Source organism: Arthrobacter sp. Helios (genome assembly GCF_023167125.1).
Lineage (GTDB): Bacteria > Actinomycetota > Actinomycetes > Actinomycetales > Micrococcaceae > Arthrobacter_B > Arthrobacter_B luteolus.
This window is the reverse complement of the sequence record NZ_CP095402.1, coordinates 1,468,773-1,482,279: the sequence shown is the minus strand read 5'-3', so window position 1 is coordinate 1,482,279 and position 13,507 is coordinate 1,468,773. Positions and strand designations below refer to the sequence as shown.

Sequence of the window (13,507 nt, the reverse complement as noted above, 5' to 3'; positions counted from 1 at the left end):
AGCCGCGGCCACCGCCAGCGCACGCCAAGCTTCTTCACAGGAGCACCCCGTACACTTTGTACATCCATTTTCGCCTGCTCGATTTTCACTGACTCATGGGAAGGACCGGCTATGCCATCACGCCGTGCCGCAACAGGTCCTGGTCCCTCCGGGTCAGCCACACGGGCAGGCCGCCGCGGCACCGCTGTCCCCGGCAGCCGCCATCTCGGCAGCGGTCCGGCGAGGGGAGGGCACCCGGTTCTTGCAACGCTGGCCGTCCTGCTCTCCCTCACGCTGGTGTCCGGACTGGTCTTCGCCGGGGTGCAGCTAATGCGCCTGCAGAGCAACTTTGACACCAAACCGCTGAACATCGGCCAGGGCCAGGACGAGTTCCCGGCGGACACCAACAAGGATTCCATGCAGATCCTGGTGCTCGGCACGGATAACCGGGACGGCCAGGACTCCAACAACTCCGACGTGATGATGCTGGTGAACATGGCGGCGGACAGGTCCCACGTGACCGTCGTCAGCTTCCCCCGTGATCTCCTGGTTCCGCTGCCCGCCTGCACCGACCCGGAATCCGGCATGCAGTACCAGGCAATGGACCTCGGGCAGCTCAACGGCGCCCTGGGCAACGGTGGTCCGGGCTGCACCGTGGCAGCGATCAACGAGGTCACCGGGCTGAACGTCGACCACTTCATGATGGCCGATTTCAACGCCGTCGAAGAGCTTTCCAACACCCTCGGCGGCGTGGAAGTCTGCGTCAACCAGCCCATCGACGACCCGCTGTCCGGCCTGAACATCCCCGCGGGAGTCTCCAGCATCCAGGGCGATCAGGCCCTGGCCTTCCTGCGTACCCGGCACGGCTTCGGCAACGGCGGAGACGAAGGCCGGATCGCCGCCCAGCAGAGCTTCCTCGCCTCCATGTTCCGCAAGGTCCAGGGCGAGGGCACACTGAACAACCTTCCCCGGCTGTACTCCATTGCCGAAACGGTCACCAAGAACCTGACAGTTGATGAGGGCCTCACTGACATTCCGACGCTGATCGCCTTGGCGGGCCGGCTCAAGGACGTTGACCTCGGCAACGTGGCGTTTGTGACGGTTCCGGTCACGCCCTATGAGCTGGACCCCAACCGGCTGGTGCTCGATGAGGCAGCAGCCCAGCCCCTGTTCGACGCGCTGGTTTCGGACCAGCCGGTGACGGGCGAGGCCGAACCGGAAGCTCCGGCGGCGGAAGCCACCGAAGGCACGGAGGCACCCGCACCCGAGGCCACTGAACCGGCCGTGGATCCGGCTGCGATCCCTGTGACCTTCCTGGACGGCATCAGCGGCGAGGCCAGCGGACGGGACGCTGAACTTGCGCGCTACCTCCTCAGTGAAGGATTCACGCAGGCGATCGCCGGCGGGCTCTCCCAATCCACCACCCCCGGGACCCAGGTCTTCTTCACCCCCGGCTACGACACCATGGCGCAGCAGGTTGCTGACGCGCTGAACATTCCCTCCTCCCAGGTGAGTGCCAGCGCAGCAGTGAGCGGCGTCGTCGTGCAGGTCGGTGCCGACTTCCGGACCGGTAACACCATGAAGGATTCCGGTGATCTGGGCAGCCTTACGGGACAGACTGCGGCACAGGTTACGTGCCAGTCGGCCTTCGGTTACTAACGCTTTCCGGCAGTCCGTGACCTGCGTGTTAGTCTGGGCAGGTGCGCGCAGAGAACCTCCTTCTTAGCTGCCGCGGCGAGGCCTCACAATCCACTGATTAGGCCGAACCCTCGCTGCGGAGTTTGTGTTGCCCGGCCACCATTTCTGAAGCTCTCAAAGAAAAGGCCACCCAGACATTATGCGTAACGCACAGCAGCCCTCCGGAATGCCGGTCCATAAGTACGTGCCGTTCCAGGACCAGATCAGCGTCGAGCTGCCGGACCGCACCTGGCCGGACAAGGTCATCACGAAAGCCCCCCGCTGGTGTGCGGTGGATCTCCGTGACGGCAACCAGGCCCTCATCGATCCGATGACCCCCGAGCGCAAGCACAAAATGTTCGACCTGCTGGTCAACATGGGCTACAAGGAAATCGAAGTGGGGTTCCCCTCAGCCTCGCAGCTGGACTTCGACTTCGTGCGCCAGCTGATCGAAGGCGACCGGATTCCGGATGACGTCACCATCCAGGTCCTCACCCAGTCCCGCGAACACCTGATCGAGCGCACCTATGAGGCACTCGAAGGCGCCGACCGTGCGATCGTGCACCTGTACAACTCCACGTCCGTCCTGCAGCGGAAAGTCGTGTTCAACACCGACCAGGACGGAATCGTGGACATTGCGCTGACCGGCGCGCGGCTCTGCAAGAAGTACGAGGAGCAGCTGCGCGGCGTCGACGTCACGTATGAATACTCACCGGAGTCCTACACCGGCACCGAACTGGAGTTCGCGCTGCGGATCTCCAACGCCGTGGCTGAGGTCCTCGAAGCTTCCCCGGACCGGCAGATGATCCTGAACCTGCCCGCGACCGTGGAAATGGCGACCCCCAACGTGTACGCCGACTCCATTGAGTGGATGCACCGCAACCTGGCCAACCGCGATTCGATTATTCTCTCCCTGCACCCGCACAATGACCGCGGGACCGGCGTCGCTGCCGCCGAACTGGGCTACCTGGCCGGAGCAGACCGGATCGAGGGGTGCCTGTTCGGCAACGGTGAGCGCACCGGCAACGTGGACCTGGTGACCCTGGGCATGAACCTGTTCGGCCAGGGCATTGATCCGGAGATCGACTTCTCCAACATGGACGAGATCCGGCGCACCGTTGAATACTGCAATCAGCTGCCCGTCCCGGAGCGGTCCCCCTATGGTGGAGACCTGGTTTTCACTGCCTTCTCCGGCTCGCACCAGGACGCCATCAAAAAGGGCTTCGAAGCCATGGAGAAGGACGCCGCTGCCGCCGGCAAGTCCGTCGACGAGCTGGAATGGGGCGTTCCCTACCTGCCGATCGACCCGAAGGACATCGGACGCAGCTACGAAGCCGTTATCCGGGTTAACTCGCAGTCCGGCAAGGGCGGGGTCGCCTACCTGCTGAAGAGCGAGCACAATCTGGACCTCCCGCGCCGGGCCCAGATCGAATTCTCCGGCGTCATCCAGCGCCGCACCGACACGGTGGGTGGAGAAGTCACCGGGGCCGAACTCTGGAAGGTCTTCCAGGACGAATACCTGCCCACCACCCCGGACTCCGGGGGTGAGCCGTGGGGCCACTATGCACTGTCCTCGGTCACCGCAGATACCTCGGAGAATGGCGATTTCCTGCTGACCGCCAGTCTGCGCACCGGCGGGACGCAGCAGCGCCGGGGCGCTTCGGGAACCGGCCCCATCGACGCTCTGCTGGGCATCCTGGGCCAGGACGGCGTGGACGTCCGCCTGCTCGATTACACCGAGCACGCCCTGTCCGCCAGCGGGAACGCCATGGCCGCCGCCTATGTGGAACTCGCCGTCGGTGAGCGTGTCCTGTGGGGTGTGGGGATCGATTCCAACACCACGCTCTCCGCCCTGAAGGCCGTGATCTCCGCCGTCAACCGGGCTATCCGCGACGGCGTTCCCGCGCAGGAGCGCTGACGGTTCCGTGCCAAAACGGCGCGCCCGGCTGCATCCGCGGCCGGGCGCTGCCGTTCATGGGAAAATGGAACCGTGGCCACTAAGTCTTTCGCGTCGCGGACGTACCGCGATGAGGGTGTTGTCCTGCGCACCCATAAGCTCGGCGAAGCAGACCGGATCGTCATCCTGCTGACCCGGAATCACGGGCAGGTGCGGGCCGTGGCCAAAGGCGTACGCCGCACGTCCAGCAAATTCGGGGCCCGGCTGGAACCTTTTATGGTCGTGGACCTGCAGCTCAGCCATGGCCGGACCCTGGACATCGTGACCCAGGTCCAGACCAAAGGTGCCTACGGAGCAGGAATCGCTGCTGACTATGCAAGCTATACCGCTGCCGCCGCCATCGCGGAAACAGCGGAGCGTCTGACCGACGTCGACGGTGAATCGGCCAACGCGCACTACCACCTGGTGATCGGCGCGATGGCCGCACTCAGCAGGGGAGCGCATGCACCCGAGCTGATCCTCGATTCCTATCTTCTCCGCGCGCTGGCCACGGCAGGCTGGGCGCCCACCTTCACCGACTGTGCCCGCTGCAATGCCCCCGGACCGCACACCGCGTTTTCGGCCCCGCTGGGCGGTGCCGTGTGCCCGTCCTGCCGCCCGCCCGGCTCCGCCTCACCGTCGGCGGAAACCATGCTGCTGCTCGCCGCACTGCTCAGCGGCGACTGGGAAGCGGTGGACGCATCCGGACCGCAGCCGCGGCGGGAGTCGGCCGGGCTGGTGGCCAGTTACCTGCAATGGCATCTGGAAAGAGTCGTTAGATCCCTTCAACATGTGGAGCGTGTATAGCTTTGTTCTCCTCCCGAACCACCCCGGTCAGCGCGCCCTGGCCGCACCCCTCCGGTGCCGTGCCGCCGCCGGTGCCCAGGGACCTGGTGCCGGCGCACGTGGCTATTGTGATGGATGGCAACGGACGCTGGGCCAACCAGCGCGGACTCCCGCGCACCGAAGGGCACCGTGCCGGTGAAGCGGCGCTGCTGGATGTGATGGCCGGGGCCGTGGAGATCGGCATCCGGCACGTTTCCGTCTACGCTTTTTCCACCGAGAACTGGAAGCGTTCCCCGGAAGAGGTCCGGTTCCTTATGGGTTTCAGCCGCGATGTTCTCCGCCGCCAGCGGGACCAGCTCGATGAGTGGGGCGTGCGGATCCGCTGGTCCGGGCGGCGTCCGCGGCTCTGGCAGACCGTGGTCCGCGAACTCGAGATCGCCGAGGAACAAACCAAGGCCAACACCACCTGCACCCTGAATATGTGCGTGAACTACGGTGGCAGGGCGGAAATCACGGACGCGGTCAGCGCGATCGCGGCGGATGTGAAGAGCGGGAAACTGCGTCCCGGCGGCATCTCGGAGAAAACCATCCAGCGCTACCTTGACGAACCTGACCTGCCCGACGTGGACCTGTTCCTCCGCACGTCCGGCGAGCAGCGGCTTTCCAACTTCATGCTATGGCAGTCCGCCTACGCGGAAATGGTCTTTATGGATACGCTCTGGCCGGACGTTGACCGCCGCACGCTGTGGGAAGCTGTCGAAATCTATGCCCGCAGGGACCGCCGGTACGGGGGAGCGGTGGACCAGTCCGCGGCAGGCTCCTAGCTGCGGTCCACTCAGCGCAGCAGGTAGGCGGAGGACCAGCGGTCCAGCTGCAGGTAGACCTGCCGGCGGACCGGTTTGGCGGACAGCAGGATGTCATGCAGCGCCCCGTCAAAACGCAGGACCGTGACAGCGGGCCCGAGCAGCAGGCCCCGCTGGACCATCAGGGTGACGTCAAGGACGCTGTCCGATGTCATCATGGACTCATTCCAGGTGGCCCCGATCGTGGAGCGGGCAGAGGCCATCAGCAGGATGGGGGCCGTGATGTCGAGCCCGCGGGCAACCTGGGCATGGCCCGCCAGCACCGCCGTGATCCACCCGGCCCGGACCGGCCAGCTTCCCCGTGGTTTCCAGGCGGGATGCAGATCCCACTCGCCGTCGGCCTCAGCGCTGACGCTCCGCCAGTAGAAGTCCAATTCGGGGATCTTGAGCCGGGCCTTCGGCCGTGTCCTGGCCAGCGGCTCCAAAAGTCCGGCGGCAGCGTTCCGTGCCAGGGATGAGCCGCGCAGCTCCAGCCAGGGGCTGTTGAGAATGAGCGCTTCGATCCTGCCCGGGTTCCGGTGGGCCCACAATGACGCCACCAGGCCCCCGGTGGAATGGGCCATCAGGGATATCCGCACCGGGGTCTCCTGACTCGTGCCCGTGCGGATGTCCTCGGTGGCTGCTGCCAGCGCCGCCTCAATGTCGGCGTCGTAATCAGCCAGGTCCGTAATGAAACCTTCCGACTGGCCGGGGCGCAGGCTCCGACCGTATTTGCGCAGGTCCAGGGCATAGAACGCCACACCGCGCTCAGTCCAGAAGCCGGCCAGCTCGGTCTGGAAAAAGTAGTCCGTCCAGCCGTGGATATAGATGACTGCATGGACAGGTTCAGGCTCCACGGGTGCCGGAGTCCGGGACAGCGCCGCGCGCATCCGGCCCAGGAACGACGGCGGGGGAGGGGGCTCAGCGGTATAGGAAACCAGCGTGGCCGCAACGGGACCTTCATCATCTTCGCCGAGATCAAGGGTGAGATAACGGTAGCCGTCGCCGAGTCTGTCAGGTTGCCAGTTTTGCCCCATACACCGAGGTTACTGCACCGGCAGTGCGTCATCGCCCGGTGCCGGGGGCCATGGATTTGGTGCCGGGGACGCGGAATGGAAGCATTAAAACCATGCGCGTCTACCCCACGTTCTTCCGGATTGTCTTCTCCGGAATGGACCCAGAAAAAGCCCACAAATTCGGCTACCACATGATCCGTGCAGCGGCCTGCACACCCGCCGGGCCCCTCATGCGTGCCCTCATGCGGCCGGCTCCGGAACTGGCCACCGAAGCACTCGGCCTCACCTTCCCCTCACCCTTCGGTGTTGCCGCCGGCTTCGACAAGGAGGGGGCGGCCATCGTAGCGCTGAGCAACCTCGGTTTCGGGCACGTTGAAATCGGCACCGTCACGGCCCAGGCCCAGCCGGGCAACGCCAAGCCGCGGCTGTTCCGCCTGGTCGAGGACCGGGCGGTCATCAACCGGATGGGTTTCAACAACGACGGCGCGGCTGCGGTGGCACCGCGGATCAGGAGGGCCGTGGACGGCCTGCACCGGCGCTGGGGCCGCAGCCGGCCCATCGTGGGGGTGAACATTGGCAAGACCAAGAAGGTGGATCTCGCCGATGCCGTTGAGGACTACCTTGCCAGTACCAGGCTGCTCGCCGCGGACGCGGACTATCTGGTGGTGAATGTCAGCTCACCCAATACGCCCGGCCTGCGCCAGCTGCAGAACATCGATTCGCTGCGCCCCCTGCTGGCCAGCGTGGGCCGGACAGCGGACGAAACTGCCGGCCGGCACGTTCCGCTGCTGGTCAAGATTGCTCCGGACCTTACCGATGAAGACATTGACGACGTCGCGCGCCTCGCCCTGGACCTGAAGCTCGACGGCGTAGTGGCCACGAATACCACTGTGCGCCGCGACGGCCTGGTGACGGATCCGGAGACCGTCATCGCGGCCGGTGTCGGCGGGCTCAGCGGCGCCCCGCTGAAGGAGCGGTCGCTGCAGGTGCTCCACCGCCTGCGGACCGCGCTGGGGGAGGGGCCGGTCATCATTTCCGTGGGAGGCGTCGAGTCCGGAAGCGACGTGCAGCAGCGCCTCGACGCCGGCGCGAACCTGGTGCAGGGCTACACGGCTTTCCTTTACGAAGGGCCGTTCTGGGCTGCCCGGATCAACCGGCAGCTGCAGAAACTGCAGCGCGGCGGACACTAGGTCAGGCTGCGGCAGTAAAAAGGGAGGGACCGCGTTGGCGGTCCCTCCCTTTTCCATCGGTCAACCGGGTTGATCCGGCTGCCGGATGAACTGATTGTGGGTTTGCTCAGATGCCTTACACCGGTGCCTTGCGCAGATCCGGCGGATCAGGCCGGCTGGTCAGGAGACCTTGTCGCCGCGGCGCACCTGGGGCTTCGGCAGACGGAACCGGCGCAGCTGCAGTGCCCGGGAAACGCCGTACCAGACGTCACCCTGGTTCGGGGAGCCGAACTTGGCAGTGAGCCGGCGCCGCAGGACAAACCGGATCCTGATGCTGTCAGCAATAACGAGGAGGATCAGGACCCAGAAAGCCATCAGGATAAAGCTCTGGACAGCGAGGTTCTGGATAAAGCTGGCCACCACGAAGACGGCGGCGGCGATCATCACGAACTCGCCTACGTTCCAGCGGGCATCCACGACATCCCGGACGAACCGGCGGTTCGGTCCCTTGTCGCGCAGCGGCAGGTAGCGCTCGTCCCCGGTGTCCAGCGCGGCGCGCGTCTTAAGCCGCTCTTCACGCATGGCAGCGCGGTTCGCGTCGCGGGCCGCCTTGCGGTCATTAGGCACGAGCGGGCGCTGGCGGGCAGCTACCTGGTCTTTGCGGCGCGGGGTAGGAGCTCCCTTGCCAGCCGACGAGGACGCAGTTCTCCGCGCCTCTTCCGCTTGGGCCGAGGCTGCCAGATCCACAGTTTCCTGCGCGGTGGGCGCTTCTTTCTTTCGTCCGAACACTCATCAAGGATACCCTGAACCGCCCCCGCCGCGCGTGTACGCGCACGCCCGGGCCGCAACGGCCAAAACAGGCTGGTCCCAGGCCTGATCAGCACGGACGCAGGGGAGCAGGAGGCACAGTTGTAGGGTTTTGCCTATGACATCTACTCCCAAATCATCCAGCGTCCTGCCGGACGATGCGGCGCTGCGCGCCAGCGTCGCCGCGGCTTTTCCCCGCACTTTGGAAGACCTCACCAAACTTGTTGCCATCCCTGGCATTGCCTGGGATTCCTTCGACCCGGTGCACCTTGACCATTCCGCAGAGGCGGTCGCCGCCCTGCTGCGCGGCGCGGGCCTGACCGACGTGCAGATCCTGCGCGGTGAGCAGGACGGCAAACCCGGCGGTCCCGCCGTCGTCGCCCGCCGCCCCGCGCAGGAGGGCAAGCCGACGGTATTGCTCTACGCGCACCATGACGTGCAGCCGCCGGGTGACCTGGAACTGTGGGAGACCGAACCCTTCGCGGCGACGGAGCGGAACGGCCGGCTGTACGGCCGCGGTGCCGCGGATGACAAGGCCGGCATCATGGTGCACGTGGGGGCGCTGCGTGCCCTTGATGACGTTCTCGGCGCCGGCCCGGGTGTTGGCATCACCTTTTTCATCGAAGGAGAAGAGGAAGCGGGTTCGCCCACCTTCCGGAACTTCCTCGAAACGCACCGGGACCTGCTGCAGGCCGATGTGATCGTCGTCGCGGATTCAGGCAACTGGAAGGTCGGCACCCCGGCCCTCACCACCAGCCTGCGCGGGCTGGTGGACGGCACGTTTGAGGTGCGTGTCCTCGGCCACGCCGTTCACTCAGGCATGTTCGGCGGACCCGTGCTGGACGCGCCGACCCTGCTGGCCCGCCTGATCAGTACCTTCCATGACGAGGAGGGCAACCTTGTGATCGACGGTCTGACCGGGTTCGACGACGCCGGGGTGGACTACCCGGAGCAGGATTTCCGGGAGGACTCCTCGGTCCTGGACTCCGTCCGGCTGGCTGGGAGCGGGACCATCGCCTCCCGGCTGTGGACCAAGCCGGCCCTTTCCATCATTGGTATCGACGTGCCGTCGGTGGCGATGGCCTCCAACACGATCCAGCCGGTGGCCAGGGCAAAGTTCAGCATCCGGCTGGCACCGGGGCAGGACCCGGCTGAAGCCATGGATGCGGTGGCCAGGCACCTTGAAGCGCACCGCCCGTTCGGGGCGGAAGTGCGGTTCACCCCGGGGGAGAGCGGCAACGCCTTCGCAACTGACACGTCAGCCCCGGCTGCGCAGACAGCGCTCTGGGCACTGGAAACAGCCTGGGGCACTACCCCTGTGGAAATGGGAGTCGGGGGTTCCATTCCGTTCATCGCTGACCTCGTGGAGGTCTTTCCGGCCGCGCAGATCCTGATCACGGGGGTTGAGGATCCGGACTCCCGCGCACACTCGGCCAACGAATCGCTGAACCTCGCGGACTTCGAGAACGCCATCCTCGCGGAGGCGCTCCTCTTGGCACGGCTGGGAATACAGGAAACCCCCTAGACGGTTACGGGACCGGGGGTGCCCCGACGTACCATGGAGTGAACTGGCTCCCGGTCCCGCAGCGTTGCCCATGGCGGAGTATGAATGACCGACATGAGGAACGGCTGCCGGAAGACCGGGTGCCCGGACGGAAAGAGAGAAGCAATGAGTACTTCCACGAGTGAGAATGCCGCCGGCCTGAGCGGGACGGAAACGGAAGCAGAACTGCCGATCCACGACGTGGCACTGTCCGACGTGGCAGCCGGCAAAGTACGCTCCCTCCTGGAGCAGGAGGGCCGCACCGACCTGCGCCTGCGTGTGGCCGTGCAGCCCGGCGGCTGCTCCGGACTGATCTACCAGCTCTACTTTGATGAGCGGGTGCTGGAGGGGGATGCAGTGCGCGACTTCGACGGCGTCGAAGTAATCGTCGACAAGATGAGCGTGCCGTACCTGTCCGGGGCCTCCATTGATTTCGAGGACACCATTTCCAAGCAGGGCTTCACCATCGACAATCCCAACGCCGGTGGCTCCTGTGCCTGTGGAGACTCCTTCCACTAGGCCCGGCACGGTCTCCGGACCGTAATAGAGGGTATTCTGCCCGGCACGCGGTGCGGTCTGTCACTGGACAGCACCGCGTCCGGGGTAAGCTCTACACGTAGTAGTAAAACTGATCGTGCGCAGCTGGGGGTTTTTTTATGTCCGCTGTGCCGCACTTGCACGTAACAAGAGGAAGGGCCGTCTGTGAGTTCGCAGGACCGAACCAGCAGCCGACGCGCCAGGATCTTAAAGATCTCAGCCGTAACGTCGGCCGGCGCGTTGTTTTTATCGGGTTGTTCGTCGGATGTCCAAAAGGGCTGGTTGCCCACGGAACACGACACGACCAACCACACCGGCCGCATCATGGACCTCTGGGTCAATTCATGGATCGCCGCTCTGGCCGTTGGTATCCTCACCTGGGGTCTGCTCCTCTGGTGCATCATCGCTTACCGGCGCCGCAAGAATGAGACGGGCTACCCCCGCCAGCTGAGCTACAACCTGCCGCTGGAAATCTTCTACACGGCCATCCCGCTCTTCATGGTTCTGGTGCTGTTCTTCTTCACCGACCAGGACATCCGGGCACTTGAAGCCCGCGATGACAACCCGGACGTCGTCGTCGATGTCCGCGGCAAGCAGTGGTCTTGGGACTTCAACTATGTCAATGAAGACAAGTACTACAGCGGAGTCCAGGTCAACCTCGACGGCCAGGAGAAGACCGAATCCGAGATGCCGACCCTGTACCTGCCGGTGAACAAATCGGTTGAACTGCAGCTCAATGCCCGCGACGTCATCCACTCCTTCTGGGTCCCCGCGTTCCTGCAGAAGAAGGACATGATCCCGGGCCGCACCAACTACATCACTCTTACCCCGCAGCAGGAAGGCACCTTCGAAGGAAAGTGCGCTGAGCTCTGCGGCGAGTACCACTCCGAGATGCTCTTCAATGTGAAGGTTGTTTCCGAGGCCGAGTACGAGGCCTACCTGGCCACCCTCAACGATGGCCAGCTGGGTGCGGAATACGACCGCAACACAAACCTGAATCCGACGAAGTAAGGAGGTAGGAGGAAAGCAATGACTACCCTGGAATACACTTCGGAGGAATCACGCACGCAGGTCGCCCCGCGCGTTGTGCCGGTCTCCAAGGGACGCATCGTCGTCAACTGGATCACCTCCACTGACCACAAGACCATCGGGTACATGTACCTGATCGCCTCATTCATTTTCTTCTGCCTCGGCGGCGTGATGGCCCTGGTCATCCGTGCCGAGCTGTTTGAACCCGGTATGCAGATCCTGCAGACCAAGGAGCAGTACAACCAGCTCTTCACCATGCATGGCACTGTCATGCTGCTGATGTTCGCCACCCCGCTTTTTGCAGGATTCGCCAACGTCATCATGCCGCTCCAGATCGGCGCACCCGACGTCGCGTTCCCGCGGCTCAACGCCCTCGCCTTCTGGTTCTTCCTCTTCGGCAGCGTCATCGCAGTCTCCGGCTTCATCACCCCGCAGGGCGCAGCGTCCTTCGGCTGGTTTGCCTACGCACCCTTGTCGAACACAACGTTCTCGCCAGGTGTCGGCGGTGACCTCTGGGTCTTCGGCCTTGCGCTCTCCGGCTTCGGCACCATTCTTGGCGGCGTCAACTTCATCACCACGATCATCTGCATGCGTGCCCCGGGCATGACCATGTGGCGGATGCCGATCTTCACCTGGAACACCCTTGTGACGGCCATCCTGATCCTGATGGCTTTCCCGCCGCTGGCTGCTGCACTGTTCGCCCTCGGCGCTGACCGCCGGTTCGGCGCTCACATCTTTGATCCGGAGAACGGCGGTGCCATCCTTTGGCAGCACTTGTTCTGGTTCTTCGGGCACCCTGAGGTCTACATCATCGCGCTGCCGTTCTTCGGTATCGTTTCGGAGATCTTCCCGGTCTTCAGCCGCAAGCCGATCTTCGGCTACAAGGGCCTGGTCTACGCAACGATCGCGATCGCAGCCCTCTCCGTGACCGTGTGGGCACACCACATGTACGTCACCGGCGGCGTGCTGCTTCCGTTCTTCGCCTTCATGACAATGCTGATCGCGGTGCCTACCGGGGTGAAGTTCTTCAACTGGATCGGCACGATGTGGCGGGGGTCCATCACCTTCGAGACTCCGATGCTCTGGAGCATCGGCTTCCTCATCACCTTCCTGTTCGGCGGACTGACCGGCATCATCCTGTCCTCCCCGCCGCTGGACTTCCACGTTTCGGATACTTACTTCGTGGTCGCCCACTTCCACTACGTGGTCTTCGGAACCGTTGTCTTCGCAATGTTCGCCGGCTTCTACTTCTGGTGGCCGAAGTGGACCGGAAAGATGCTCAACGAACGCCTCGGCAAGATCCACTTCTGGCTGCTGTTCCTGGGCTTCCACGGCACGTTCATGATCCAGCACTGGCTGGGTGTCATCGGCATGCCGCGCCGTTACGCGGACTACCTGGTGGAAGACAACTTCACCGCTATGAACCAGTTCTCCACGATCGCCTCCTTCGTCCTGGGAGCCTCGCTGATTCCGTTCTTCTGGAACGTCTACATCACCTGGCGCCACGGCAAGAAGGTTGAAGTTGATGACCCCTGGGGCTTCGGTGCATCGCTCGAGTGGGCTACGTCCTGCCCGCCGCCGCGCCACAACTTCACGTCGCTGCCGCGCATCCGTTCGGAGCGTCCGGCACTGGATCTCCACCACCCGGAACTCCAGCAGACCGTGACCCATGAGTCCGCAGCGGGCAAGGTGCTCGGGTCCGCTGACCGCAAGGAGGCCGTGAAGTGAAAATCGAATCCAAGCTCTTCCTTCTGATGGCCCCGTTCTTCCTCCTGGTGGGCGTTGTGTACGGCTACCTCGTGGAGTGGATGGAACCGGTTGGCTTCCTGGCGCTCTTCCTGACCGCCGGCATGTCATTGATGGTCGGTTACTACCTGGCCTTCACCGCACGCCGGGTCGGCATGCGGCCGGAGGACCGGCTGGATGCTGAAATCCACGAAGGTTCCGGCGAGCAGGGCTTCTTCAGCCCCTGGAGCTGGTGGCCCCTGGTTCTGGCTACGGCCTGTGCTGCAGGCTTCCTGGGCCTCGCAGTCGGCTGGTGGGTCTTCTACATCGGTGCTGGCCTCGCTGTCATTGCCCTTGTTGGCTGGGTCTTCGAGTACAGCCGCGGAAACCACGCACACTAAGGTGTTCCGCAGGTAGTTCAGGTTCGACGAAAGGGAGGATCCGCAGTTCGCTGCGGATCC

The 13,507-nt window shown here is 64.4% G+C and carries 12 protein-coding genes; 10 read left to right on the top strand and 2 right to left on the bottom strand.

Going from position 1 to position 13,507, the window contains the following annotated elements; genetic code table 11:
* Positions 1–111 precede the first annotated feature (111 nt).
* From ArtHe_RS06575 to ArtHe_RS06560, 4 genes are all read left to right on the top strand, one after another.
* On the top strand, positions 112–1,638 hold the full coding sequence (locus tag ArtHe_RS06575; protein ID WP_248319259.1) for an LCP family protein: 1,527 nt from the start codon (positions 112–114) through the stop codon (positions 1,636–1,638).
* Between the two features lie 178 nt (positions 1,639–1,816).
* On the top strand, positions 1,817–3,574 hold the full coding sequence (leuA, locus tag ArtHe_RS06570) for a 2-isopropylmalate synthase (RefSeq protein WP_248319258.1): 1,758 nt from the start codon (positions 1,817–1,819) through the stop codon (positions 3,572–3,574).
* 72 nt (positions 3,575–3,646) lie between these two features.
* Positions 3,647–4,399: a DNA repair protein RecO gene (gene recO / locus ArtHe_RS06565; protein WP_066297672.1), complete on the top strand. Its 753-nt coding sequence runs from the start codon at positions 3,647–3,649 to the stop codon at positions 4,397–4,399.
* Positions 4,400–4,401: 2 nt separating this feature from the next.
* Complete coding sequence (locus ArtHe_RS06560; protein WP_248319256.1) at positions 4,402–5,202, top strand: isoprenyl transferase; 801 nt, start codon at positions 4,402–4,404, stop codon at positions 5,200–5,202.
* 11 nt (positions 5,203–5,213) lie between these two features.
* On the opposite strand, the gene ArtHe_RS06555 is transcribed toward ArtHe_RS06560, so the two are convergent.
* Positions 5,214–6,257 (bottom strand): alpha/beta hydrolase, encoded by a 1,044-nt coding sequence (locus ArtHe_RS06555; RefSeq protein ID WP_248319254.1) that lies wholly within the window; start codon positions 6,255–6,257, stop codon positions 5,214–5,216.
* Positions 6,258–6,349: 92 nt separating this feature from the next.
* Here ArtHe_RS06555 and ArtHe_RS06550 point away from each other — a divergent pair, with 92 nt between their 5' ends.
* Positions 6,350–7,426: a quinone-dependent dihydroorotate dehydrogenase gene (locus ArtHe_RS06550; RefSeq protein ID WP_248319253.1), complete on the top strand. Its 1,077-nt coding sequence runs from the start codon at positions 6,350–6,352 to the stop codon at positions 7,424–7,426.
* A gap of 159 nt (positions 7,427–7,585) precedes the next feature.
* Here ArtHe_RS06550 and ArtHe_RS06545 read toward each other — a convergent pair whose 3' ends face one another.
* Positions 7,586–8,152, bottom strand: a complete 567-nt coding sequence (locus tag ArtHe_RS06545; RefSeq protein ID WP_349238390.1) for a DUF3043 domain-containing protein — start codon at positions 8,150–8,152, stop codon at positions 7,586–7,588.
* Between the two features lie 178 nt (positions 8,153–8,330).
* Here ArtHe_RS06545 and ArtHe_RS06540 point away from each other — a divergent pair, with 178 nt between their 5' ends.
* The 5 genes from ArtHe_RS06540 to ArtHe_RS06520 all read left to right on the top strand — a co-directional run bounded on the left by ArtHe_RS06540 (position 8,331) and on the right by ArtHe_RS06520 (position 13,447).
* Complete coding sequence (locus ArtHe_RS06540; RefSeq protein WP_248319252.1) at positions 8,331–9,737, top strand: dipeptidase; 1,407 nt, start codon at positions 8,331–8,333, stop codon at positions 9,735–9,737.
* Between the two features lie 144 nt (positions 9,738–9,881).
* Entirely contained in the window at positions 9,882–10,274 is a 393-nt protein-coding gene (locus tag ArtHe_RS06535) for an iron-sulfur cluster assembly accessory protein (protein WP_066297691.1), read from the top strand.
* A gap of 183 nt (positions 10,275–10,457) precedes the next feature.
* Positions 10,458–11,303 carry a cytochrome c oxidase subunit II gene (gene coxB / locus ArtHe_RS06530; RefSeq protein WP_248319251.1) on the top strand — a complete coding sequence of 282 codons (846 nt, stop codon included), beginning with the start codon at positions 10,458–10,460 and terminating at the stop codon, positions 11,301–11,303.
* 18 nt (positions 11,304–11,321) lie between these two features.
* Positions 11,322–13,049, top strand: a complete 1,728-nt coding sequence (gene ctaD / locus ArtHe_RS06525) for a cytochrome c oxidase subunit I (RefSeq protein WP_248319250.1) — start codon at positions 11,322–11,324, stop codon at positions 13,047–13,049.
* Positions 13,046–13,447: a cytochrome c oxidase subunit 4 gene (locus tag ArtHe_RS06520; protein ID WP_066297700.1), complete on the top strand. Its 402-nt coding sequence runs from the start codon at positions 13,046–13,048 to the stop codon at positions 13,445–13,447. Before ctaD ends, ArtHe_RS06520 begins: the two co-directional genes overlap by 4 nt.
* Positions 13,448–13,507 lie beyond the last annotated feature (60 nt).

Coding starts and splice junctions, on each gene's coding strand:
- ArtHe_RS06550 (WP_248319253.1), top strand. CDS start 6,350: ATGCGCGTCTACCCCACGTTCTTCCGGATTGTCTTCTCCGGAATGGAC.
- ArtHe_RS06555 (WP_248319254.1), bottom strand. CDS start 6,257: ATGGGGCAAAACTGGCAACCTGACAGACTCGGCGACGGCTACCGTTAT.
- leuA (WP_248319258.1), top strand. CDS start 1,817: ATGCGTAACGCACAGCAGCCCTCCGGAATGCCGGTCCATAAGTACGTG.
- ctaD (WP_248319250.1), top strand. CDS start 11,322: ATGACTACCCTGGAATACACTTCGGAGGAATCACGCACGCAGGTCGCC.
- ArtHe_RS06575 (WP_248319259.1), top strand. CDS start 112: ATGCCATCACGCCGTGCCGCAACAGGTCCTGGTCCCTCCGGGTCAGCC.
- ArtHe_RS06535 (WP_066297691.1), top strand. CDS start 9,882: ATGAGTACTTCCACGAGTGAGAATGCCGCCGGCCTGAGCGGGACGGAA.
- ArtHe_RS06540 (WP_248319252.1), top strand. CDS start 8,331: ATGACATCTACTCCCAAATCATCCAGCGTCCTGCCGGACGATGCGGCG.